Raw genomic sequence first — 21,065 nt, forward strand, 5'->3', positions numbered from 1 at the left:
GTGACGCGGCGTTCGCGGGCCAGGGTGTGGTCGCCGAGACGCTGAACATGTCGCAGCTGCGCGGCTACCGCACCGGCGGCACCGTGCACATCCGTCGCGGAGCCCGCGGCGGAGCGCCTGACGAAACGCCTCACGGAACGTCTCACGGAACGCTGTCGACCAGGTACGCATCGTGAACCTCCTGCAAGGCAAGATTCACGCGTGTGGCCCGGTTTCGCATCCGCGGGGGTGGCCGGAGTACTCCGAACGGGAACGGCGGGCGCGCCCCGGCGGTCCAGGACGGCCGTTCCCCGCGGGTCCTGGACCGGCCGCGGACCGGCGGCCCGGCGGTCTCAGATCCGCTCGACCAGGTCGGCGATGGAGTCGACGACCGTGGACGGACGGAAGGGGTAGCGGTCGATATCGGCCGGGGTGGTCACCCCGGTGAGCACCAGGAAGGTCTCCATCCCGGCCTCCAGACCGGCCAGGACGTCGGTGTCCATCCGGTCGCCGATCATCGCGCTGGTCTCGGAGTGCGCGCCGATGGTGTTGAGCCCGGTCCGCATCATCAGCGGGTTGGGCTTCCCGGCGAAGTACGGGTCCTTGCCGGTGGCCTTGGTGATCAGCGCGGCCACGGAACCGGCGGCGGGCAGCGGTCCCTCGGTGGAGGGACCGGTCTCGTCGGGGTTGGTGCAGATGAACCGGGCGCCGCCGTTGATCAGCCGGATCGCCTTGGTGAGGGCTTCGAAGCTGTACGTACGGGTCTCGCCGAGCACGACATAGTCCGGGTCGTGGTCGGTGAGGACGTAGCCGATGTCGTGGAGGGCGGTGGTGAGCCCCGCCTCGCCGATGACATAGGCGGTACCGCCCGGACGCTGGTCGTCCAGGAACTGGGCGGTGGCCAGCGCGGAGGTCCAGATGTTCGCCACCGGCACGTCCAGCCCCATCCGGGCGAGACGGGCGTGCAGATCGCGGGGGGTGTAAATGGAGTTGTTGGTGAGCACCAGGAAGGGCTTGCCGGTCTCCCGCAGCTTCCGGAGGAAGGCGTCGGCGCCGGGGATCGGCACCCCCTCGTGGATGAGGACGCCATCCATGTCGGTCAGCCAGGATTCGATCGGCTTGCGCTCTGCCATCAAGGGAACTCCTGCCGTAGGGCGCGGGCGTACGAGGTACGCGGGTTGTGGTGGTGCCGGAGGCACCGCGCTGTGTCACCCCGACGCCCCCAGCCTAGTCAGCACGGCGGACATCCGGCCTGGTCGCGCACGCGAGCTGTGGTTCGGGCGGGGCTGCCGGGGAGCGGCGGGGCCGCCGGAGACACGCGGGCGGCCCCGGGGCGGTCTCGCTCGGAGAGCGGGGGCGGTCTCGCCGGGACAGCGGGGGCGGTCTCGCTCGGAGAGCGGGGGCGGGCGGGGGTTCGGCGGGGCTGAGGTCTGGCCGGGGCGGGGGTTCGGCGGAGGGTGCGCTGAGGTTCGGCCCGGGGGCCGGGGTTCGACGGAGAGCGGCCGGGGTCCGGCGGCGGGGCGGCCGGGGTCCGGCCAGGACTGTGGGACAGCGGCGTCTGGGCCGGGGCGCGTGAGCCGGGGCGTATGCGGGGCGTAGGCCCGGGGGTATGCCGCGGGGTGTAGGCCCGGGGCCGTTCAGCGGCGCGCCCGCCACCTCCGCAGCCGCCACGAGGCCACCACCAGCACCCCGCCACCGCACAGCACCGTGCCGAGCGCGATCCCGAGGCGGCGCAGGGAGGTGGGTCCGGTGGTGGCCAGCTCATCGTCGGTGACGGTGGCGCCGTAGCCGCGGTCGTCGAGGACGGCGAAGCGGTACTCGCCCGACTCCCCGACCCAGTCACCGTCGTCGCCGCGCCGCTGCACGATCGCGGCGTTGACGGTGACCTGGTTGGGCGGAGTGTCGGCGCGGAGGGCCAGCCGCACCCGTACGGTCACCGTGGCACGCGCCGGTACGGCGAAACCACCGGTCCCGGCGCCGTCCAGGATCGCGATCACCTCGTCCTCCGAGGTGGTCTCCAGCTCGGCGGGCCGCCAGCGGGCCCGGGCCTGGTCGTAGAACTCCACCGTCACCCGGGCCGTGGTGAAGCCCCGGTCCCGGGGGGTGAAGACGATCACGGGGTGGACGTTGGCACAGCCCTTCCCGGTGGTGTTGGCGAGATCGACCGCCCACTCCCGGAACCCCTTGCCCGGGTGGTGGACCGTCGGCCCGCCCCTCATCTCCGTATCGATCGGGAAGACCGCCCCGGAGACCGCGCCGCAGCGGGGCTGCCGTGACTCGGCGACGGCGGTCTCGGACGGCACCAGGGCACTGACCACGCCGAGGGTGGCCGCGATGACACCGAGGGCGAGGGCGGTGGGCGGTCGCATGGGGGACCTTCGCTCTGTGGGGACCTGTGCGGCGCGTACTGCTTCCGTTCTGCTTCCGTCCTGCTCACGCATGCCCACGACGGCGGAGCGCGGACCCGGCACCCCGACCGGACGGCCCCGAACAGCGGCGCAAGTCCGCCCTATTGGCGCATCATCGGATCGTCATACGAACACACCGAGACGACACACCCGGCCCGCTCCGGCCGGTGCGACCCGGGAAGCTCATCCACCCCAGAAAACTCAGCCATCCCAGAAATGCCCATCCGTCCAGGACAGATCCAGGACGGCATACGTGCGGACCGGCGCCCGGCTTTGGTTGAGTGGCGGCCATGACGGGCACTCATGACTTCCCCACCAGCCCCGTGCCGCCGCTGCGGGTCGGGCTCATCGGCTACGGCACGGCGGGCGCCTTCTTCCACGCCCCGCTGATCGCGGCCACCCCCGGTCTGGTCCTCGACACGATCGTGACGTCGGCCCCCGAACGCCGGGAACTGGTCCGGGCGCGGTTCCCCGAGGCACGTCTGGTGGACTCCGCCGATGTCGACGGTCTGTGGTCCAGCGGGCTCGACCTGGTGGTGATCGCCTCGCCGAACCGGACCCATGTGCCGCTCGCCACCGCCGCGCTGCGGGCGGGGCTCGCGGTGGTCGTGGACAAGCCGGTCGCGGGGACCGCGGCGGAGGCCCGGCGGCTGGAGGCACTGGCGGCGGAGCGGGGGCTGGTGCTCTCGGTGTTCCAGAACCGCCGCTGGGACGGGGACTTCCGTACCGTCGCCCGGCTCGTGGGGAGCGGGGCGCTCGGGGAGGTGCTGAGGTTCGAGTCGCGGTTCGAGCGGTGGCGCCCCCGGCCCAAGGGCGGCTGGCGGGAGTCGGGCGCGCCGGAGGAGTTCGGCGGACTCCTCTACGACCTGGGGAGCCATCTGGTGGACCAGGCGCTGACGCTCTTCGGGCCGGTCACACGGGTGTACGCGGAGGCCGATGTCCGCCGTGCCGGGGCCGAGGCGGACGACGACACCTTCCTCGCCCTGGCCCACGCGGGCGGGGTCCGCTCCCATCTGTGGACGAGCGCCACAGCGGCCCAGCTCGGCCCGCGCTTCCGGGTCCTGGGCACCGAGGCGGGCTATGTGAGCTACGGGCTCGACCCCCAGGAGGCGGCGCTGCGGGCGGGCGAACGCCCGGCTCCGGGTGTGCCGTGGGGGGTGACGGAGGAGGGCCACTGGGGCCGGATCGGGTCGGGTGAGTCACCGCTGACCGGCGGGGGCCGCCCGGTGGAGACGCTGCCGGGCGACTACCCCGCCTACTACGCGGCACTGGTCGGCGCCCTGCGCGACGGCACACCACCACCGGTCCCGGCGGGCGAGGCCGCCGCGGTCCTGGACGTCCTGGAGGCGGCGCGCCGCTCGGCGCGGGACGGGGTGACGGTGGAGCTGTAGGCCACACCCACACCCACACCCCGGCCAGTCAGCGCGACGCGGGAGGAGATGAAGACGGGGGCGGTGTCCTCACCTTCCACCCCACCTCACGCCTGGGCGAACTCCTGTCGCTGCCGCCCCAGGGCGTCGACCTCCAGCTCCACCACGTCCCCCGCCCGCAGATAGGGCTTGGGCTCGGGCTGCCCGAGGGCGACCCCGGCCGGGGTGCCGGTGTTGATGACATCACCCGGGTACAGGGTCATAAAGCGGCTGACATAGCGGACGACCTCCCGCACCGGGAAGATCTGATCCGCCGTGGAGCCGTTCTGCCGACGCTCGCCGTTGACCCACAGCCGCAGCCTCAGTGTCTGCGGATCGGGCACCTCGTCGGCGGTCACCAGCCAGGGCCCCAGCGGGTTGAAGGTCTCACAGTTCTTGCCCTTGTCCCAGGTGCCGCCGCGCTCGATCTGGAACTCCCGCTCGGAGACATCGTGGGAGATCGTGTACCCGGCGACATAGGCGAGCGGGTCCTCGTCCTCGCCGAGATAACGCGCGGTACGTCCGATGACCACCGCGAGTTCGATCTCCCAGTCGGTCTTGTGGCTGCCCCGGGGAACGAGGACGGTGTCATACGGCCCGACGACCGTGTCCGCCGCCTTGAGGAAGATGACGGGCTCGGCCGGAGGCTGGGCCCCCGTCTCGGCGGCGTGGTCGTGATAGTTGAGCCCGATGCAGACCACCTTGCCGACCCGGGCCAGGGGCGGGCCGACCCGTACTCCGTCCGCTGGCAGAACGGGCAGCTCACCGGCGTCCGCGGCGGCCCGGATCCGGGCCAGCGCGGGGCCGTCGGCGAGCAGGGCGGCGTCGATGTCGGCGGTCAGCCCGGAGAGGTCACGCAGGGTGGTGCCGTCCCGGTCGAGCAGGGCGGGCCGCTCGGCGCCCGGGGCGCCGACGCGCAGCAGCTTCATGGTCTGTCTCCCGTTCGGTTGGTGTCAGTCGGTCTCGGTCGGTCTCAGTCCGATTCGGTGTTGAGCCCGGACGATGGGGACGGCCATCGAACATCGGAGGACTGGCCGATCGTCCAGGAGGCCGACCGGCCTCCGCAAGACCGCGCCCAGCGGCCGGGCCCTTCAGCCCGGCCCCACCCGGCCACCGGACCACCGGGCCAGGCCCCCACCCTCCTCGCCCGACGGATCCACGGAACGGCGCGGCGGCGCGGCGACAGGGCGGCGGAAGCGACAGGGCGGCGGAAGCGGCGGGAGAGCAGCGCTACCGCGCTGGCAACCGCCCTGATCCAGGAGTCCGCCGCCCGCCGTCCGCCATCCCCACCCGGCGGACGGTGATCGCTACAGGAGGGTGCTCGCTACAGCGGATTGGCGAGGGCTCCGGCGGTGGGCATGTCCCGGTAGAGCAGCACCCTCTCGACCGCCGACCAGGTGGTACTGGTGACGATGTAGAGCGCGGCGGCCAGCGGCACGACCGCGACCGTCACCAGCGTGCCGAAGGAGAGCAGCGGCAGGAACTTGACCATCGCCCCCATGCCCGGCGCGCCCTCGGGCATCGGATTCTGGGCCATCTGCCGCTTGGTCCGGCGGTAGTTGAAGACGGCTACGGCGGTGACGAGAGCGAACAGCCCGAGATAGACGAGGCCCGCCCCACCCAGCGGCCCGCCGTCGCCGAGCGCCTCGTGCCAGCGGCCGCCGAGGGGCGCGGCGAAGAGCGTGTGGTTCAGCAGTTCGTTGGGCTCACCTCCGATCCGGGAGCTGGAGAAGACGTGGTAGAGGACGAAGAAGGCGGGCAGCTGCAAGAGGCTCGGCAGACACCCCGCGACCGGAGAGGTCTTCTCCTTGCGGTAGAGCTCCAGCATGGCGCGCTGGAGCCGCTCGGGGTTCTTGCCGTGTTTCTTCCGCAATTCGGCGACCTGGGGAGCGAGCCGGGCCTGGGCCTTCTGCCCCCGGGCGGCGGCCCGGGACAGGGGATGGACCGCGAGCCGCACCAACGCGGTGAAGAGGATGATCGCCGCGGCGGTGGCCGAGGCGGCGAAGAGGGGCTGGAGCAGATCGGCCAGGCGCTCGACCAGGCTGGCGAAAACGGACATGGGTGAGCCCTCCGAAGGGTCTCGTCGTGCCGGAATGTGTCAGTCGGCATGACGACCCGCGCGGAAGGGCCCGCTGGCCGCTCCCTACGCGGTCGCCGCGAGGGCGCTCCCAGGGGCCCGGGGCCTGGTCCGCCCCCGGGCGTCGGGATCGCGCTGCGGCAGGAAGGCCGTGCGCTGCTCGCGGTCGCGTATCGCCGTCCGTATTCGGGTCCGGGGCACGGCGGGCGCGGAGCGAGCGCTGATGACGGCGGAGACGACGAGCGCCGCCCCGGCCGCGGTGGTGGCGGCCACGGCGAACGCCACGGCGGCGGAGATCCCGCCCCCGAGCCCGCCGCTCTCCACGAAGAGCAGTTCGAGCAGGACGATCATCGCGAGCAGGCCGAGGCGCAGCCGCCTGCCGAACCGCTGTGCCGCCATCGCCGCCCTCCTCTTCCCTCGCCCACGGATGGTGTCGAACTGGCTTCCGTTATACCCGATGGCCCGGCCACCTCGCCGAGCCTGTGCCAAGCCTGTGGATAACCTCCGACCACCCGACCACCCGACCACCCGACCACTGCCGCCCCGCCCCGCCCCGCTCCGGTCCGCTCCGGTCCGCCCGCCCTGGTCCCGTCCGCTCCGGAGAGCCACCCGGAACCCGGCGCCGGCCACCCCACCCGCGCGGACCGCCGCCCCGGAGGACCCAACGGCACCCACGACCGGCCGAGCACCCGAAGCCCACCCACCACGAGGTGAGTACGAACGCTCATGCCCCCGCCGCGCCCCCGGGCGATCGTGACGCGATGACCACAAAGAACCCACCCGACCCACAGATCCCAGAGAGCCCAGAAAACCCGCGCCCCCACGCGAGGAAGACGAGAGGAACCCCCGCCCGCGCCCCCGAGGGCCAGCGCGCCCTGGCCCTGGCCCTGATCCTGGCCGAGCTGGCCGCCGTCGGCCTCGTCATCCTCTTCTGGGCCATGACCTTCTGGTCCTGGGACCCGCAGTCCCACGGCGAACGGCCGCACTCCCACCTGACCAAGGCCGTGACCGTGGCCGTCGTCGCCCTGGCCATCGCCGCCGTGGCAGCGATCCGCCGCGCCCGGACGGTCGCGGTCAGCCAGATCGCCACGGCGCTCGCGATCGGCGTGCTCGTCATCATCACCAACGACCTCGGCGACCGTGCGTATGAGACCTCCTACCGGGAAGCCTGTGTCGCGGGCATGGGCGGCGCGGCGTGCGAGGACGCGCTCCGGCCCGGCCACTGACCTGGGACGGCGCCTCGCCCCGGCCGACGCCCGTCAGCCGGGCGGCCACTGACCGGCCGGTGCCCGGATGCGCCCGGGCCCCACACCCGGCCCAAGCCGCCCGTCAGCCGGGCGGTCCGGCAGGCCGGCTCCCCCTCGTACGGCAGTACGGTGTCCCCCATGCGCCCCGACACTCCTGCCGATCACATCGCCGAAGCCGAGCGCCTGCTGCGCACCGCGACGCAGTACCCCGCGGACCAGGAACCCCTGCTGCTCCGGGCCGCGGCCCATCTCGAACTGGCGGACGAACGCGAGCGCGCCAGCTCCCTCTACGACCGGCTGCTCACCACCGGCCCCGAACACCCGCTGCTGGTGAAGGCGCTCCAGGCGGCCAATCTCTGGGAGTACGGCCACGAGGCCGAGGCCCGCGCCCTGATCGCGGGCATCCGGCTGGCCGCCCCCGCCGAAGCGGCCCCCTGGACCGTGATCGCGGAGACCCTGGAGGCCCACGACGAACTGGAGGCGTCCCACGACACCTTCACCCAGGGGCTCGACCTGCTGCTCCCCTCCGACGGCCCCGCCACCGACACGGTCCCCCACGAGACCCGCGCCCTGCTCACCGGCCGCCACCGGGTCCGCCGGCTCCTCGGCCACACCCACGACGCCCGGGACACCCTCGCGGACCGCCTCCACGCGGAGCGCTCGGAGATCCCGCTGGACGAACTCCACGACCCCAAGCGCCTGTGGTCCCTCGGCTCGGACAACCCGGCCGAACTCCGCGCCGAGATCGCCCGGCTCCGCTCCGAACTCGGCACCTACCGCTCGGAGCTCTCCCGCCCCTTCCCGGTGGCACTCCTCCACTGGCCGGAGCGGGAACTGACCGAACTCCTCGCCGCCTACCCCGGCCTGCGCCCCGAGTACCCCAGCCACCCCGCCCACCTCACGGCCATCGAGTCCGCCCTGCGCGACCTGGCCACCACGGGCACCGACAACCTGGGCATCGTCACGGCGACGGTCCCCTCCTACGAAGCCTTCGCCGCCGCCGAACAGACCTCCCCCACCGCCCCCACCCTCCTCCCCCAGTACGCCACCACCCTGGCCGCCCGCGGCCGCGCCACCCCGTGGCCCCCGCCCGCGAACGGGACGTGCTGGTGCGGGGTGGGGGCGGTCTACCGGGAGTGCCACGGGGGACCCTTGGCGGAGTGACCCGCCACCGCCCGTGTCAGAGGCCGGTGTTAGAACTGATGTACACCGGACTCCAGGAGGACCTTCTGTGGACATGGCAGTCGGCGCAGAGACAAAGAGGCGGGCGCTTCACGACCGCTTTGGCGGAAGTCGTCAGGGCGGTATCAGCGCCTGCAAGGACGCGCCGTACGTCATGCTGTTCACCAACCCCTCACGCGGCCATCAGCATGGTTACTACGACGGGTGGGGCGCCGACGGCTGCTACCACTACTGCGGTGAGGGCCAGGAAGGCGATCAGGAGATGGTCCGCGGCAACCGCGCCATCCTGCGCCATGTCGACATGGACCGGTCCCTCCATCTCTTCTCGTCCGTGGCGAGGAGTGTGGTCGCCTACGAAGGAGAGTTCACGCTCGACCAGGAGCGGCCGTGGTATACGACGGACGCTCCGGATCAGACCGGCGATATCCGCAGTGTGGTGATGTTTAGGCTCCGCCCGGTCACTCGCACCAGCACCGTCACCACCGCGGAGGGCGATGGCGATACCCGGCTTCCGTTCACTCCGCCGTCCACCACGCTTGTGGAGGACGTGGAAATCGAGCAGAGCAAGGTCGAGCGGGCCGTCATCAACCCCAGCAGCGAGCCCCGGACCGCCGATCGCCGCGAGGCCCGACTCGTCACGGCATACCACCGTTATCTCCGGGAGCAGGGGCACGACGTTGCGCGGAAGATGATCCGTCCGGCAGGCGAGTTGAAGCCGCTGTACACGGACCTCTTTGATGCCACCACCAATGTGCTGATCGAAGCAAAGGGGAGTGTGACACGGGAAGCGATCCGTATGGCCATCGGCCAGCTCTTCGACTACCGCCGCTATCTCTCCCCGCGCCCTGATATAGCGCTTCTCCTGCCGTCCAAGCCACGGCCAGACCTCATCGACCTGTGTCATGCAGATGAGATAGCGGCCTATGCCATATGGCCCAAGGACCAGGGTTTCACCACCAGTCGCGACTGACCTTGCCCACCCAGGGCGGGCGGGAGTTCGCCTCGGTCCGCCCCTCGTACGGGCCCGGAGTCTGGGAGGTTCGGTCGGGTTCTTGGCGGATGGCTGTGAACGGGGTGGGATCGGGGCACGTACTTCCCCGCGACCGGTCACGACCAGCCGGTCCGATGGGGAGGATGTCTCGATGAGCAGGAAGCGCTTGTACTACGTGGCCGCCAGCGCCGTGGTGATCGGGGCCATGGGTGTGGCCCCGGCGCTCGCGAGTGGGGGGAGTCAGGAGAGGCGGGGCGCCGAGCGGCAGAGCGCTCCGGCCGGGGTGAAGGGCGGGGCTGGGGGCGGGGCTGGGGCGCACGCGGGGCATGGTGCGGGGGCGGCCCCGGGCGGTGCCCAGGCCGGGGGGCATGCCGGGCATGGTGCCGGAGGGCATGGTGCCCAGGGCGCTGGACAGGACAGTGGGCAGGGCAGTGGAGAGGGCGGCGCGCTATCCCGGGTCGCCTGGGGTGACGCCGTCAGCTTCTCGGCCGAGCTCGCCGGGAGGAACGAGGTGCCCGTGCCGGGCGGGCCCGCCGTGAACGACCCCGATGGGAAGGGCACCGCCCGGATCCGGATCCAGGGCGACCGGATCACCTTCGCCGCCGACTGGAAGGGCCTGGTGCCCAGCCTCGGCCATATCCACCAGGGGCGGGCCGGGCAGAACGGCGCGCTGAAGGTCACCCTCTTCGGCGACGCCATGCCCGACACCGTCCGCGCCGCGGCCGGACAGGTCACCCTCACCGACGCCCGGCTGGCGCGGGAGATCCGCAGCGATCCGTCCGGGTTCTATGTGAACTTCCACAGCGCCGAGTTCCCGGGCGGTGCGGTCCGGGGCCAGCTGAAGAAGCTGACGGAGAACTTCGACCCGCTGGGCGTGGTCCGGGGCGGTCCGCTGAGCGCCCTCTCGGACGGCTCCCAGGAGGTGCCCAAGTCCGATGTCTCCAAGGTCGGCGATCCCGACGGGCGGGCCGTCACCTATCTCGACCCCCGGGTGACCAGCGTCCGCTACTCCTTCGCCTGGGAGGGCATCCAGAGCCCGAGCCTGGGCCATATCCACCGGGGTGCCTTCGGCAAGAACGGCGATGTCGTCTTCAACTTCTTCAACCGGCCCGTCCCGGGCGGTGTCTTCGCCGTCAGTGGCACGCTGACCCAGCAGAAGGCCGATGTCGTCAAGCGGGTGCGGGCCTATCCGAAGGAGTACTACTCCAACATCCACACGCCCGAGTTCCCCGACGGCGCGGTGCGGGGCCAGCTCTTCTGAGGCCGGCTCCGCTGAAGGACGTTCGGACGTATTCCGTGGGACCGGAGCCCGGTGGGGTGTCATTCCCGCCGGGCTCCACCCGTGTACGTACGCCGCTCAGCCGCCGAACGCGTGCGCCACCGTGTAGATCAGCAGACCGGCCAGCGAACCCACCACCGTGCCGTTGATCCGGATGAACTGGAGGTCGCGCCCGATGTTCGCCTCGATCTTCTTCGAGGTCTGCTCCGCGTCCCAGCTCGCCACCGTCTCGGAGATCAGCGAGGTGATCTCCGCGCGGTAGGTGCTGACCACATAGACCGCCGCGTCCTCCACCCAGCCCTCCACCTTCGCCTGGAGGCGCTCGTCCGTCGACAGCCGCGCGCCGAGCGAGAGCAGCGAGGCGCGGGCCCGGAGACGGAGTTCGCTGCGGTCGTCCTCCGCCGCCGAGATGATCATGGCGCGTACGGAGGACCAGGCCGAGGCGATCACGTCCTGCACCTCGCTCCGGGAGAGCAGCTCCGACTTCAGCCGCTCCACCCGGGCCCGGGTCTCCGTGTCCGACTGGAGGTCGGCGGCGAAGTCGGTGAGGAAGCGGTCGATCGCCCCGCGCGCCGGGTGGTCGGGCATGTCCCGCATCTCGGTGATGAAACGCAGCAGCTCCCGGTAGACCCGGTCGCCCACCTTCCGGTCGACGAAGCGCGGTGTCCAGCCCGGGGCGCCGCCCTCGATCGCGTCCATCACCGAGGCGGAGTGCGTCACCAGCCAGTCATGGGCCCGGGCGCAGACCAGGTCCACCGCGCGATGGTGGGCGCCGTCCGCGACGACCCGGTCCAGGGTCTTGCCCACACCGGGCGCGATCTCGGCGGCGTTGGCCCGGCGGGTGATCGCCTCACCGACCACCGCCTGGACGTCCCCGTCACGCAGCACGGTGAGCGCGCCGCGCAGCGCCGTGGAGAGTTCGGAGACCACCCGGTCGGCATGGGCGGGCTCGGCGAGCCAGGTACCGAGGCGGGCGCCGATACGCAGGGCGCCCAGTCGTTCGCGTACGACCGTCTCGGAGAGGAAGTTCTCCCCGACGAACGTGCCGAGGGAGGTGCCGAGCTGGTCCTTCTTCTTCGGGATGATCGCGGTGTGCGGGATCGGGATGCCGAGGGGGTGGCGGAAGAGCGCGGTCACCGCGAACCAGTCCGCCAGCGCGCCGACCATCCCGGCCTCCGCCGCCGCCGCGAGATACCCGGCCCAAGGGCCCGCCCCCGCGTTCTTCGCCCAGGTGGCGAGGGCGAAGACCACCGCCACGAAGACCAGCAGTCCGGTGGCGATCAGCTTCATCTGCCGGACGCCGCGCTGCTTCTCCTCGTCCGCCTCCGTATACGAGAAGGACGGGAGTCCCCCTCGTCCCATCCGGCTCTTCCCTCCCGCGCTCCCCGCGGAGCCCGCGTCGCGCGTACGGCCCGCGGAGCCCGCGTCGCGCGTACGGCCCGCGGAGCCCGCGTCGCGCGTACGGCTCGCGCCGTCCCTCACGCTCGTACGGCCCGCGCCGCCCCCGGCCGGACCGGGGTCCGCCGTGGGAGCGGGGTCCACGGTCGGCCCGGTGGCACCGGCGCCCGGGGCCCCCGGGTCCCCGGCGCCGGGCTCACGGCCAGGCGCTCCGGGGGCGGGGCCCCCGCCGCCGGGCTGCCCGGGGCCCTCCGTCCGGTCGCCCGGCTCGTTCTGTCCTGTCCGATTCATCCGTTCCACCCGTCACGCGCACACCGTGCGCCTTGTCCCTACCTCATCAGGGGGACTCCCGGGGCGCATCCGGAGTTCCCGGTGGCAGACGCTTTCCTCCCGCGCCGGGCTCCCCGCCCTCCAGCCGGGCCCGCTCACGCTCCTCCTTGAGCCGCCTCTTCTCCGCCTTCCGCAGCTTGCGGCGCACCCCCACGCCGCCCATCAGCGCGAACCCGGTGACCCGGACCGTAGGGGCCGAAGGGTCCGGGGCTCCCTCCACCTCACCCTCCTCGCCGAAGCCGCCCATCAGCCCGAAGCCGGAGACCTGGACGTTCAGCTCGGGCGGGACGGTCACATCGATGCCACCCATCAGGGCGAAGCAGCGGATCACCACCTCCCGCTCCTCGAACCGCGCCTCGCGCAGATCGATCTCCCCGCCGCCCATCACCGCCACGGAGACATGGTCCCGGCCGACCGTCCAGCTCCCCTTGCGCTCGAAACCGCCGCAGAACGCCAGGGCGAAGCGCGAGGTCGGCTTTCCACCGACCCGCTCCGACCAGCGGGCGGCTCCGTCCGGGGCGGTCACGGCGGAGGGGGTGCCCGTGGCGGGGAGGTCCGCCACGAGGGGGCTCAGCTCACCCTGGGTGCGCGCCTCGTAGGCGCGGGTGAGGCGTTCGTCGAACTCCTCCATCGTCAGGCGGCCCTCCGCCACCGCGTCCCGCAGCCGCTCGGCGATCAGCTCACGGTCATGGTCAGAGGCGCGCATCTCCGGGAGTTCGCTCATGTCCCCCACCTTAGAAGGGGTTTAGGCGCCCAACCCCTGATCTTTCCCGGGTTCTGTCCCCGGGGATCCACCTGATTCCCGACCGCCACCGACCGCCACCGACCGCTAACGACCGCCACCGGTCAGCCCCCCCCCCGTTGGCCGCCCGATCCACCTCCCGCCGGAGTCACCCCGCCCGCTCGCCCGTTCCGGCCGCCGCCTCCCGCTCGTCCCCGCCGTCCCCGGGCCGTGAGTCCCCGCCGGCGCCCGGCCGTGGCCCCCCGGGGCCTCCCGACCGCTCCGCGTACATGGTCGCGATGACCGCCTCGATATCGGGCTCCCGCACCGACAGATCCACCACCGGGTAGCGCTCCGCCACCGCCGCCACCAGCGGCGCCGCCGAGGCCGAGGCCGGGAAGGCCAGCCACTGCCGCGGGCCCTCGACCCGGACCGTGCGCGCCCCCTCCACCGTCACCGGGGGCAGCTCCCGTTCCAGGTCGACCACGAGGGTGCGCTCGCTCCCGCCGATCTCGTGGAGCCCGGCCAGCCCGCCGTCGTACACCAGCCGTCCGTGGTCGATCACCATCACCCGGCGGCAGAGCTGCTCGATATCGGTCAGATCGTGGGTGGTGAGCAGCACCGTCGTACCGCGCTCGGCGTTCAGCTCCCGCAGGAAGCCACGGACCTTCGCCTTGGAGACCACGTCGAGGCCGATGGTGGGCTCGTCGAGGTAGAGGACCTCGGGGTCGTGCAGGAGGGCCGCCGCGATGTCGCCGCGCATCCGCTGCCCGAGGGAGAGCTGTCGTACGGGGACGTCCAGCAGCTCCGCGAGGTCCAGCAGCTCCACACAGCGGTCGAGGTTCTCGGCGAACCGCCGGTCGGGGATCCGGTACATCCGGTGCACCAGCCGGTACGAGTCCCGCAGCGGCAGGTCCCACCAGAGCGTGGTGCGCTGGCCGAAGACGACGCCGATGCGCTGGGCGAGCCGGGTGCGTTCCCGGGACGGGTCGATGCCCGCGACCCGCAGCCGTCCGCCGCTGGGGGTGAGGATGCCGGTCAGCATCTTGATGGTGGTGGACTTCCCGGCGCCGTTGGGGCCGATGTAGCCGACCATCTCGCCGCGCGGCACGGTGAAGCTGATCCCGTCGACGGCCCGCACCTGCCGCCGCTCCCGGCGCAGCCGACCCGCCCTCCTGCGTACCTCGAAGACCTTCTCGACCCCGTCCATCTCGATCAGGCTCATCTCTCAGCTCCCTGTACTGCGGTACGAACGAAGGCCCGCCCGCCAGGCCAGCGCCGCCAGCCAGCAGGCCGCGGCGGCGACCACGGGCGGCAGGAAGGCGAACCAGGTGGGCAGGTCGAGCGGGTAGGGCCGCCCCAGCACATACAGCGCGGGCAGCCAGTTGACGAAGGCGAGGGGGACGATGAAGGTCACCCCGCGCACCAGATCCCTGGCGAAGATCGTCGGCGGGTACTGGAGCAGGGTGCTGCCGCCGTAGGTGAAGGAACTCTGCACCTCGGCGGCGTCCTGCGCGAGGAACTGGAAGGCCGCCCCGGCGACGAAGACGGCGGCGAACAGCGCCGCGCCGCTGACCAGCATCACCGGGATCAGCAGCGCCTTCAGCGCGGTCCAGTCGGTCTCCACGGTCCACAGGCCGTAGCCGAGGACGGCCAGGCCCTGGGTGATCCGGCCGAGCCGCCGCAGCGCGAAGCGGTCGGCGGCGATCTGGGCGAGCACGGGGACGGGCCGCACCAGCAGGGTGTCGAGCGTGCCGTCCCGGATCCGGCGGCCGAGCCGGTCCATGGACCCGAGGAGCAGATCGGTCAGGCCGAAGGAGGTGGCGGCCGCGCCGTAGAGCAGAGCGATCTCGGGGAGGGAGTAGCCGCCGAGGGTGTCGACGTAGCCGAACATCAGCACGATGGCGAGGAAGTCGAAGCCGGTGACGGCGAGGTTGGCGAGGAGCGCCATCGCGAAGGAGGCGCGGTAGGCCATGGTGGAACGGATCCACATCGCCACGATGAGCCCGTAGGCGCGCAGCCCGTGCCGGAGCGTGTCGAGACGCGTGAACGGGGGTGTGTCGGGACCCGTGTTCGGGATCGTGTCGGGACCCGTGTACGGGGTCGTCCCGGGACCCGTGTACGGGGTCTCGCCCCGCGACGGCAGCCGCCCGGGGGCCGGCCCGCCGCCGGACGCCTGGTCCCGTGTGCCGTCAGCCACCCTGGACCACCACCCTCCGTGTCGCCATCGCCTGGAGCACCCGTCCGAGCGCCAGCAGCGCCACCGCCCAGCCCAGCTGGAAGGCGTACGCCCGCGCCAGCCCCCATCCGGTGTGCTTGCCCAGCAGCACATCCGCCGGTACCTGGAGCAGCGCGGACCACGGCAGCGCCAGGGCGATCTCGCCCAGGAGCCCCGGGAAGACGTTGAGCGGCAGGATCATCCCGGAGAAGAAGAGCCCGGTGAGCATGGAGAGCTGGAGCAGCCCCGCGCCGTCCAGCAGCCAGAAGGCGCTCAGCGCCACCACGTACCGCAGTCCGAAGCTGACCACGACTCCCAGGAAGACCGCCGTCAGGGCGGCGAGCCAGGTCAGTGGCGAGGAGGGCAGGGCGAGGTCGAAGGCGAGCGCCCCGAGGGCCATCGGCAGCACGCCCCGGCCCAGCAGGTGGAAGGCGGCCCGGCCCAGGTCGCCCGCGAGCCACCACAGTTGCAGGTCGGCCGGGCGGTAGAGGTCGACGGCGATGTCGCCGGTACGGATCCGTTCGACCAGTTCGCCCTCGAAGGCGCCGCCCATCATGGCGCAGGTCATCAGCAGCGCCTGGCCGAGCCAGACGTAGGTGAGCGCCTGGGCGACGTCGTAGCCGCCGAGCTGGGGGCGTTCGTCCCAGAGAGCGGTGTAGGTGAAGGCGAGGATGAAGCCGAAGACGGTGTTGGTGAAGACACCCGCCGCCGTGGCCACCCGGTAGGTCGCGTACCGCCGGAATCCTCCGACCGCCACGACCCCGTAGAGCCGCACGTCTGCCCATCCCCTCTCGTTCGACTGGTCCATGGGGCTCGCCCGCCCGCTCGATCACCGGCGCGTGAGGCGCGCCGGCCCATGAGGCCCACCGGCGTCTGGGACGCGCCGACCCGCGAGACGCACCGGCCCGCGACACCCGCCCCGACACCCACCAGCGGCCTACCAGCGGCGGGAGACCACCGGCCCGCGACGCCCGCCGACACCCCGTCAGCCCCACGCCCGCCCGGCCCACCACCGCGCCCACCACCGCGCCCGGCACCGCGCCCGGCACCGCGCCCGGCACCGCGCCCGGCACCAAAGCGCATGAGCCTAGGACGTGGCCCGTCGTCCCCGCGAGTGATTTACGCGCCCGGCAACCAGCCATGGTCGGGTGATCCCTCGGACCGGCCACGTTCCGGGTGATCCCTCAGGGTGACATTCCCGGGCATATGACCTGCCAAAGTGCACTATGAGCCCATGAGCGAGCCGCCAGGGCACGCGAGCCCAGCGAGATCCAACCGAAAGACCCCGGCGGGCTGGCCCCCCAGGGACGCGACCGTGACCGCCGCCGGGCCGGGCCGGTCCCCCCGCCGGGGCTGGCGCCGCGCGCTCCCCACCTGGCGGATGGCGCTGGTGGCGGTGGTGCTGTGCGCGCTGCTGCTGGGCGGCGCCTTCGCCGCCGGGTACGCGCTCGTCCGCATCCCGCCCGCCAACGCCACGGCCGTCGCGCAGTCGAACGTCTATCTGTACGAGGACGGGGGGCTGCTCGCCCGGGACGGCGAGGTCAACCGGCAGAACGTCGCCCTCGCCCAGGTGCCGCTCACCGTACGGCGCGCCGTCCTGGCCGCCGAGGACCGCGACTTCTACTCCGAACGGGCGGTGGACCCCAAGGCGATGGTCCGGGCCGCCTGGAACACGCTCACCGGCAAGGGCAAGCAGTCCGGCTCCACCATCACCCAGCAGTACGTCAAGAACTACTACCTCGGCCAGGAGCAGACCCTCTCGCGGAAGTGGAAGGAGTTCTTCATCGCGATCAAGCTCAGCCGGGAGCAGAGCAAGGACCAGATCCTCCAGGGCTATCTCAACACCAGCTACTACGGCCGCAACGCCTACGGCGTCCAGGCCGCCGCCCAGGCGTACTACGGCAAGGACGTCGCGGCGCTCACCACCGCCGAGGGCGCCTATCTCGCCACCCTGCTCAACGCGCCCAGCGCCTATGACGTGACCACCCACCCCGAGAACCGGGGCGCCGCCCTCGCCCGCTGGCGCTACACCCTCGACGGCATGGTCAAGGAGGGCTGGCTCACTCCGGCCGAGCGGGCCGCGCTGACCTTCCCCGAGCCCCGCCCGGCCCGGCCCGCGGGCGGTCTGGCGGGGCAGCGCGGCTATGTCGTGCAGGCCGTGGAGGAGTATCTGACCGCCCAGGGCGTCCTGGACGAGAAGACCCTCGCGGCGGGCGGCTACCGGATCACCACCACCCTGGACCGGGCCCGGCAGGACGCCTTCGCCGAGGCCGTCGACGACCAGGTGACCAGCAGGCTCGACCCGTCGCGCCGCGCCGACCGCGCGGTCCGGGTCGGCGGCGCGTCGATCGACCCCGCCAGCGGCCGGGTCGTCGCGATGTACGGGGGCGTCGACTACACCCGCCAGTACGTCAACAACGCCACCCGGCGGGACTACCAGGTCGGCTCCACCTTCAAGCCCTTCGTCCTCGCCGCCGCGCTCGACGAGGGCGCGCGGACCCAGGACGGCCGCCGGATCACCCCGGAGACGCTGTACGACGGGGCCGACCGCCGTCCCGTCGAGGGCTGGCCCGGCCCTCCGTACGCTCCCGCGAACGACGGCGGGGTCGGTTACGGCCCGATCACCGTCACCGAGGCCACCGACCGGTCCGTCAACGCCGTCTACGCGCAGATGGCGGTGGATGTGGGCCCGTCCAGGGTCCGGCGGACCGCCGTCGCCCTGGGGATCCCCGCGGACACCCCGGACCTGGACGCATCGCCGTCGATCGCGCTCGGCCCGGCGACCGCGTCGGTGCTCGATCTGACGGAGGCGTACGCCACCCTCGCCAACCACGGCCGCCGACTCCCGTACACCCTCGTCACCAAGGTCACCAAGGACGGCGCCACCATCGCCCTCCCCCGTCGGCGGGAGAGCGGCGCGGTGGACCGCCGGGCCGCCGACACCACGACGTCGGTGCTGATGAGCGTGGTCGAGAACGGTACGGGGACGGCCGCCCGCTCGGCCGGGCGGCCCGCCGCGGGCAAGACGGGCACCGCGGAGGAGGACAAGGCGGCCTGGTTCGCCGGGTACACCCCGGAGCTGGCGACCGCCGTGGCGGTGATGGGACAGGACCCCGAGACGGGCGTACAGCGTCCGCTCTACGGGGCGATGGGGCTGTCCCGGGTCAGCGGGGGCGGGGCGCCCGCGCGGATCTGGGGCCAGTTCACCGGGGCGGCGCTGGAGGGGACGGAGATCACCGAGTTCGACCTGGTGGTGGAGCCGGTGGCGCCGTCGCGGCCGCTGCCCTCGCCGGAACCGTCGTCGGCGCGGGAGGAACCGTTCCCGACCGGGTCAGGCGGCCCGGTCCCGGCCGTGCCACCGGACCCGGGTTCCCTCCCGCCGGGTGACCCGCCGGGATCCGCGCCGCCGGAGGAGAGCCCGCCGGTACCGCCCCCGGCGGACCAGCCGGGCGACGGCCAGCCGCCGGACGGTATGGACCCGGGCGCGGGAACGGACCCCGGCCAGGGCCAGGGGGGTGAAGGGGAGCCCGCGCCCGCGCCGCTCCCGGACGGGGGCGCCCCCTCCGACGACGGGGGCGGGGACGGGGACGGGGGCGGGGACGGGGCCAGAGCACGAAACGGGCCGGGAACCCCGTCCGCGCCCCGAGCGGTGAGGCGGCGGTACGGAAGGTTCCCGGCCCGTACGGAGGCGGGACCTGGGCGGTCCCGCCTCGGCGGTGGACGGTGAGGTGTCCCCGGACTCCGGGTTCCGGGTCAGTGACCCGAGGTGGCCTTGAGCCCCACCACCGCGACCAGCAGCAGCGAGACGAAGAAGATCCGGGCGGCGGTCACCGGCTCGTTGAGCGCCACCATGCCCACGATCGCGGCTCCGGCCGCGCCGATGCCGACCCAGACGCCGTACGCCGTGCCGATGGGCAGGGTCTTGGCCGCCTGGGCGAGCAGGAACATGCTGGCGACGATCCCGGCGCCGGTGAAGACACTGGGCCAGAGCTTGGTGAATCCTTCGGTGAACTTCATGCCGATCGACCAGCCGACTTCGAGCACTCCAGCGATGATCAACAGAACCCAGGCCATGACGGCACCTCCGAGACGCGTTACTGACTTCACGGGGATGCGTCGTCTTTGCGGAACCCGGTACGGCGCGTCTCGTCGGGGTGGTTCCACCGTAGCAAACAAGGGGTGAGCGGGCTGGTGAGCTGGGTCACCGCCGCTGGTCCCGGCCCAGGGGACAGCGGACCGGCGGGCGCGGGTGGCGCCGGTCGTCAGAGGTAGAGCCCGGTCGACCCCTCGGAGCCCTGGAAGCGGTCCGCCGCCACCGCGTGGAGGTCGCGCTCGCGCATCAGGACATAGGCGACCCCCCGCACCTCCACCTCGGCCCGGTCCTCGGGGTCGTACAGCACCCGGTCGCCCGGCTCCACCGACCGTACGTTCTGACCGATGGCGACGACCTCGGCCCAGGCCAGCCGACGGCCGACCGCCGCCGTGGCCGGGATGACGATCCCGCCGCTTGAGCGCCGCTCGCCCTCCGGGATGTCGGTCCTCACCAGCACACGGTCGTGCAGCATCCGGATCGGAAGCTTGTCGTGCTGGGTGCTGTGTTCATGACTATTGACGCTCACGCCTCGCAACCTACCTGCCGAGGGGTGTTCCGGACCCCGCGGGTCACGCCTTGCGCTTACGGGAGTCCAGCGCCAGCAGTCCGACCACACCGACCACCACCAGCGCCACGGGCACCACCCGCTCCAGCCGGGGCGAGCCGTCCTCCGCGGTGAAACGGGCGCGCACCCCCTCGGTGGCACTGTGCAGGGCCGCCATCGCGCGGCCCGCGGTGCGGTCCACCTTCTCGGCGACCCTGGCCTTGGCGTCCCCGACGATGGTCTTCGGGTGCACCCGCACCCCGATCTCGTCCAGCGTCTCGGCCAGCCGCTCGCGCCGGCGGACGATATCCGCCTCGATCTGCGCAGGGGTCCTCTCGTCCGACACCCGCCGCCTCCGTGGTCCCGTGGTTCCCGGCGGGCCCGTCCGGTATGACCGTGCCCGTCCTTACCTCGACAGTCTGTCAGCTCCGTCGCGCCCGCACCCCACGGCACCCCTATTACGCTCGACCGCGTACCCCCTCGGCGGCGGTGATCCCGTTGCGGCCCGCCCCCGGCCACGGATGACACAGAGAACCCGGAGAACCATGAGCGCGCGACTCCAGCCCGGCGACACCGCCCCCGACTTCACCCTCCCCGACGCGGACGGCGACGAGATCTCGCTCGCCTCCCACCGGGGCCGGAAGGTGATCGTCTACTTCTACCCCGCGGCCCTCACCCCCGGCTGCACCAAGCAGGCGTGCGACTTCACCGACAACCTGGAGCTGCTCGCCGATGCCGGGTACGACGTCATCGGCGTCTCCCCGGACAAGCCGGAGAAGCTGGCGAAGTTCCGCGAGCAGGAGAGCCTCAAGGTCACGCTGGTCGGCGACCCCGCCAAGGAGGTGCTGACGGCGTACGGCGCCTTCGGCGAGAAGAAGCTCTACGGGAAGACCGTCACTGGCGTGATTCGCTCGACCGTCGTCGTCGACGAGAACGGGCTCGTCGAGCGCGCTCTGTACAACGTCAAGGCGACCGGCCATGTCGCCAAGATCATCAAGGATCTCGGTATCTGAAACACCGCCCCCACCCGGGCCGTACCGACGTCGGAGTGGCGCAGAACGACCACTACGATGGGCGCACGCGCGGCCGTGGTGGAATTGGCAGTCACGCTGGGTTTAGGTCCCAGTGGGGTAACACCCGTGAGGGTTCGAGTCCCTCCGGCCGCATCGTGTGGCGATGGGCGCGGCAC

Annotated in this window: 20 protein-coding genes, 1 tRNA gene and 1 riboswitch; of the genes, 8 read left to right on the forward strand and 13 right to left on the reverse strand. The window is 72.5% G+C overall.

Features of this window, described 5'->3' with window-relative positions:
* Positions 1-332: 332 nt before the first annotated feature.
* Both ACFVIM_RS19030 and ACFVIM_RS19035 read right to left on the reverse strand, forming a co-directional pair.
* Positions 333-1,112 (reverse strand): HAD-IIA family hydrolase, encoded by a 780-nt coding sequence (locus tag ACFVIM_RS19030; RefSeq protein WP_384302610.1) that lies wholly within the window; start codon positions 1,110-1,112, stop codon positions 333-335.
* Between the two features lie 504 nt (positions 1,113-1,616).
* A complete protein-coding gene (locus tag ACFVIM_RS19035) occupies positions 1,617-2,348 on the reverse strand; it encodes a hypothetical protein (protein WP_384302612.1) in 732 nt (243 codons plus the stop codon).
* Positions 2,349-2,677: 329 nt separating this feature from the next.
* On the opposite strand from ACFVIM_RS19035, the gene ACFVIM_RS19040 reads away from it, so the two are divergent.
* Positions 2,678-3,778 (forward strand): Gfo/Idh/MocA family oxidoreductase, encoded by a 1,101-nt coding sequence (locus ACFVIM_RS19040; RefSeq protein ID WP_384302613.1) that lies wholly within the window; start codon positions 2,678-2,680, stop codon positions 3,776-3,778.
* Positions 3,779-3,864: 86 nt separating this feature from the next.
* On the opposite strand, the gene ACFVIM_RS19045 is transcribed toward ACFVIM_RS19040, so the two are convergent.
* The 3 genes from ACFVIM_RS19045 to ACFVIM_RS19055 all read right to left on the reverse strand — a co-directional run bounded on the left by ACFVIM_RS19045 (position 3,865) and on the right by ACFVIM_RS19055 (position 6,272).
* On the reverse strand, positions 3,865-4,725 hold the full coding sequence (locus ACFVIM_RS19045) for a fumarylacetoacetate hydrolase family protein (protein WP_384302615.1): 861 nt from the start codon (positions 4,723-4,725) through the stop codon (positions 3,865-3,867).
* Between the two features lie 395 nt (positions 4,726-5,120).
* Positions 5,121-5,855: a YidC/Oxa1 family membrane protein insertase gene (locus tag ACFVIM_RS19050; protein WP_384302617.1), complete on the reverse strand. Its 735-nt coding sequence runs from the start codon at positions 5,853-5,855 to the stop codon at positions 5,121-5,123.
* 84 nt (positions 5,856-5,939) lie between these two features.
* The gene (locus ACFVIM_RS19055; RefSeq protein ID WP_384302618.1) at positions 5,940-6,272 is read right to left on the reverse strand and encodes a DUF6412 domain-containing protein; all 333 of its coding nucleotides are present in this window, start codon (positions 6,270-6,272) and stop codon (positions 5,940-5,942) included.
* 362 nt (positions 6,273-6,634) lie between these two features.
* Between ACFVIM_RS19055 and ACFVIM_RS19060 the strand changes: the two genes are divergently transcribed.
* The 4 genes from ACFVIM_RS19060 to ACFVIM_RS19075 all read left to right on the forward strand — a co-directional run bounded on the left by ACFVIM_RS19060 (position 6,635) and on the right by ACFVIM_RS19075 (position 10,554).
* Entirely contained in the window at positions 6,635-7,099 is a 465-nt protein-coding gene (locus tag ACFVIM_RS19060; protein WP_384302620.1) for a DUF6234 family protein, read from the forward strand.
* Between the two features lie 159 nt (positions 7,100-7,258).
* On the forward strand, positions 7,259-8,284 hold the full coding sequence (locus tag ACFVIM_RS19065; RefSeq protein WP_384302622.1) for a hypothetical protein: 1,026 nt from the start codon (positions 7,259-7,261) through the stop codon (positions 8,282-8,284).
* A gap of 73 nt (positions 8,285-8,357) precedes the next feature.
* The gene (locus ACFVIM_RS19070) at positions 8,358-9,272 is read left to right on the forward strand and encodes a restriction endonuclease (protein WP_384302643.1); all 915 of its coding nucleotides are present in this window, start codon (positions 8,358-8,360) and stop codon (positions 9,270-9,272) included.
* 172 nt (positions 9,273-9,444) lie between these two features.
* Entirely contained in the window at positions 9,445-10,554 is a 1,110-nt protein-coding gene (locus tag ACFVIM_RS19075) for a CHRD domain-containing protein (RefSeq protein WP_384302624.1), read from the forward strand.
* Between the two features lie 96 nt (positions 10,555-10,650).
* Here ACFVIM_RS19075 and ACFVIM_RS19080 read toward each other — a convergent pair whose 3' ends face one another.
* The 5 genes from ACFVIM_RS19080 to ACFVIM_RS19100 all read right to left on the reverse strand — a co-directional run bounded on the left by ACFVIM_RS19080 (position 10,651) and on the right by ACFVIM_RS19100 (position 16,014).
* Entirely contained in the window at positions 10,651-11,934 is a 1,284-nt protein-coding gene (locus tag ACFVIM_RS19080; RefSeq protein WP_384302626.1) for a DUF445 domain-containing protein, read from the reverse strand.
* A 373-nt stretch (positions 11,935-12,307) separates the two neighbouring features.
* Positions 12,308-13,024, reverse strand: coding sequence for a DUF1707 domain-containing protein (locus ACFVIM_RS19085; protein ID WP_384302628.1), 717 nt, complete (start codon positions 13,022-13,024; stop codon positions 12,308-12,310).
* 166 nt (positions 13,025-13,190) lie between these two features.
* The gene (locus ACFVIM_RS19090) at positions 13,191-14,246 is read right to left on the reverse strand and encodes an ATP-binding cassette domain-containing protein (RefSeq protein WP_384302629.1); all 1,056 of its coding nucleotides are present in this window, start codon (positions 14,244-14,246) and stop codon (positions 13,191-13,193) included.
* Between the two features lie 3 nt (positions 14,247-14,249).
* Positions 14,250-15,101: an ABC transporter permease gene (locus tag ACFVIM_RS19095; RefSeq protein WP_384302645.1), complete on the reverse strand. Its 852-nt coding sequence runs from the start codon at positions 15,099-15,101 to the stop codon at positions 14,250-14,252.
* A 112-nt stretch (positions 15,102-15,213) separates the two neighbouring features.
* Complete coding sequence (locus ACFVIM_RS19100; RefSeq protein ID WP_384302631.1) at positions 15,214-16,014, reverse strand: ABC transporter permease; 801 nt, start codon at positions 16,012-16,014, stop codon at positions 15,214-15,216.
* 459 nt (positions 16,015-16,473) lie between these two features.
* Here ACFVIM_RS19100 and ACFVIM_RS19105 point away from each other — a divergent pair, with 459 nt between their 5' ends.
* Positions 16,474-18,966, forward strand: coding sequence for a transglycosylase domain-containing protein (locus ACFVIM_RS19105; protein WP_384302633.1), 2,493 nt, complete (start codon positions 16,474-16,476; stop codon positions 18,964-18,966).
* 26 nt (positions 18,967-18,992) lie between these two features.
* Here ACFVIM_RS19105 and ACFVIM_RS19110 read toward each other — a convergent pair whose 3' ends face one another.
* From ACFVIM_RS19110 to ACFVIM_RS19120, 3 genes are all read right to left on the reverse strand, one after another.
* On the reverse strand, positions 18,993-19,313 hold the full coding sequence (locus ACFVIM_RS19110) for a DMT family transporter (protein WP_384302635.1): 321 nt from the start codon (positions 19,311-19,313) through the stop codon (positions 18,993-18,995).
* Between the two features lie 36 nt (positions 19,314-19,349).
* Positions 19,350-19,418: riboswitch (guanidine-III (ykkC-III) riboswitch) on the reverse strand.
* Between the two features lie 83 nt (positions 19,419-19,501).
* Complete coding sequence (locus ACFVIM_RS19115; protein WP_384302637.1) at positions 19,502-19,858, reverse strand: GroES family chaperonin; 357 nt, start codon at positions 19,856-19,858, stop codon at positions 19,502-19,504.
* A gap of 43 nt (positions 19,859-19,901) precedes the next feature.
* The gene (locus ACFVIM_RS19120; protein ID WP_384302639.1) at positions 19,902-20,222 is read right to left on the reverse strand and encodes a DUF3618 domain-containing protein; all 321 of its coding nucleotides are present in this window, start codon (positions 20,220-20,222) and stop codon (positions 19,902-19,904) included.
* Between the two features lie 199 nt (positions 20,223-20,421).
* On the opposite strand from ACFVIM_RS19120, the gene bcp reads away from it, so the two are divergent.
* Both bcp and ACFVIM_RS19130 read left to right on the forward strand, forming a co-directional pair.
* On the forward strand, positions 20,422-20,889 hold the full coding sequence (bcp, locus tag ACFVIM_RS19125; protein ID WP_384302641.1) for a thioredoxin-dependent thiol peroxidase: 468 nt from the start codon (positions 20,422-20,424) through the stop codon (positions 20,887-20,889).
* 69 nt (positions 20,890-20,958) lie between these two features.
* A tRNA-Leu gene (locus ACFVIM_RS19130) sits at positions 20,959-21,042 on the forward strand.
* Positions 21,043-21,065 lie beyond the last annotated feature (23 nt).

Origin of the sequence: Streptomyces sp. NPDC057638 (assembly GCF_042800315.1) — a bacterium.
GTDB lineage: Bacteria > Actinomycetota > Actinomycetes > Streptomycetales > Streptomycetaceae > Streptomyces.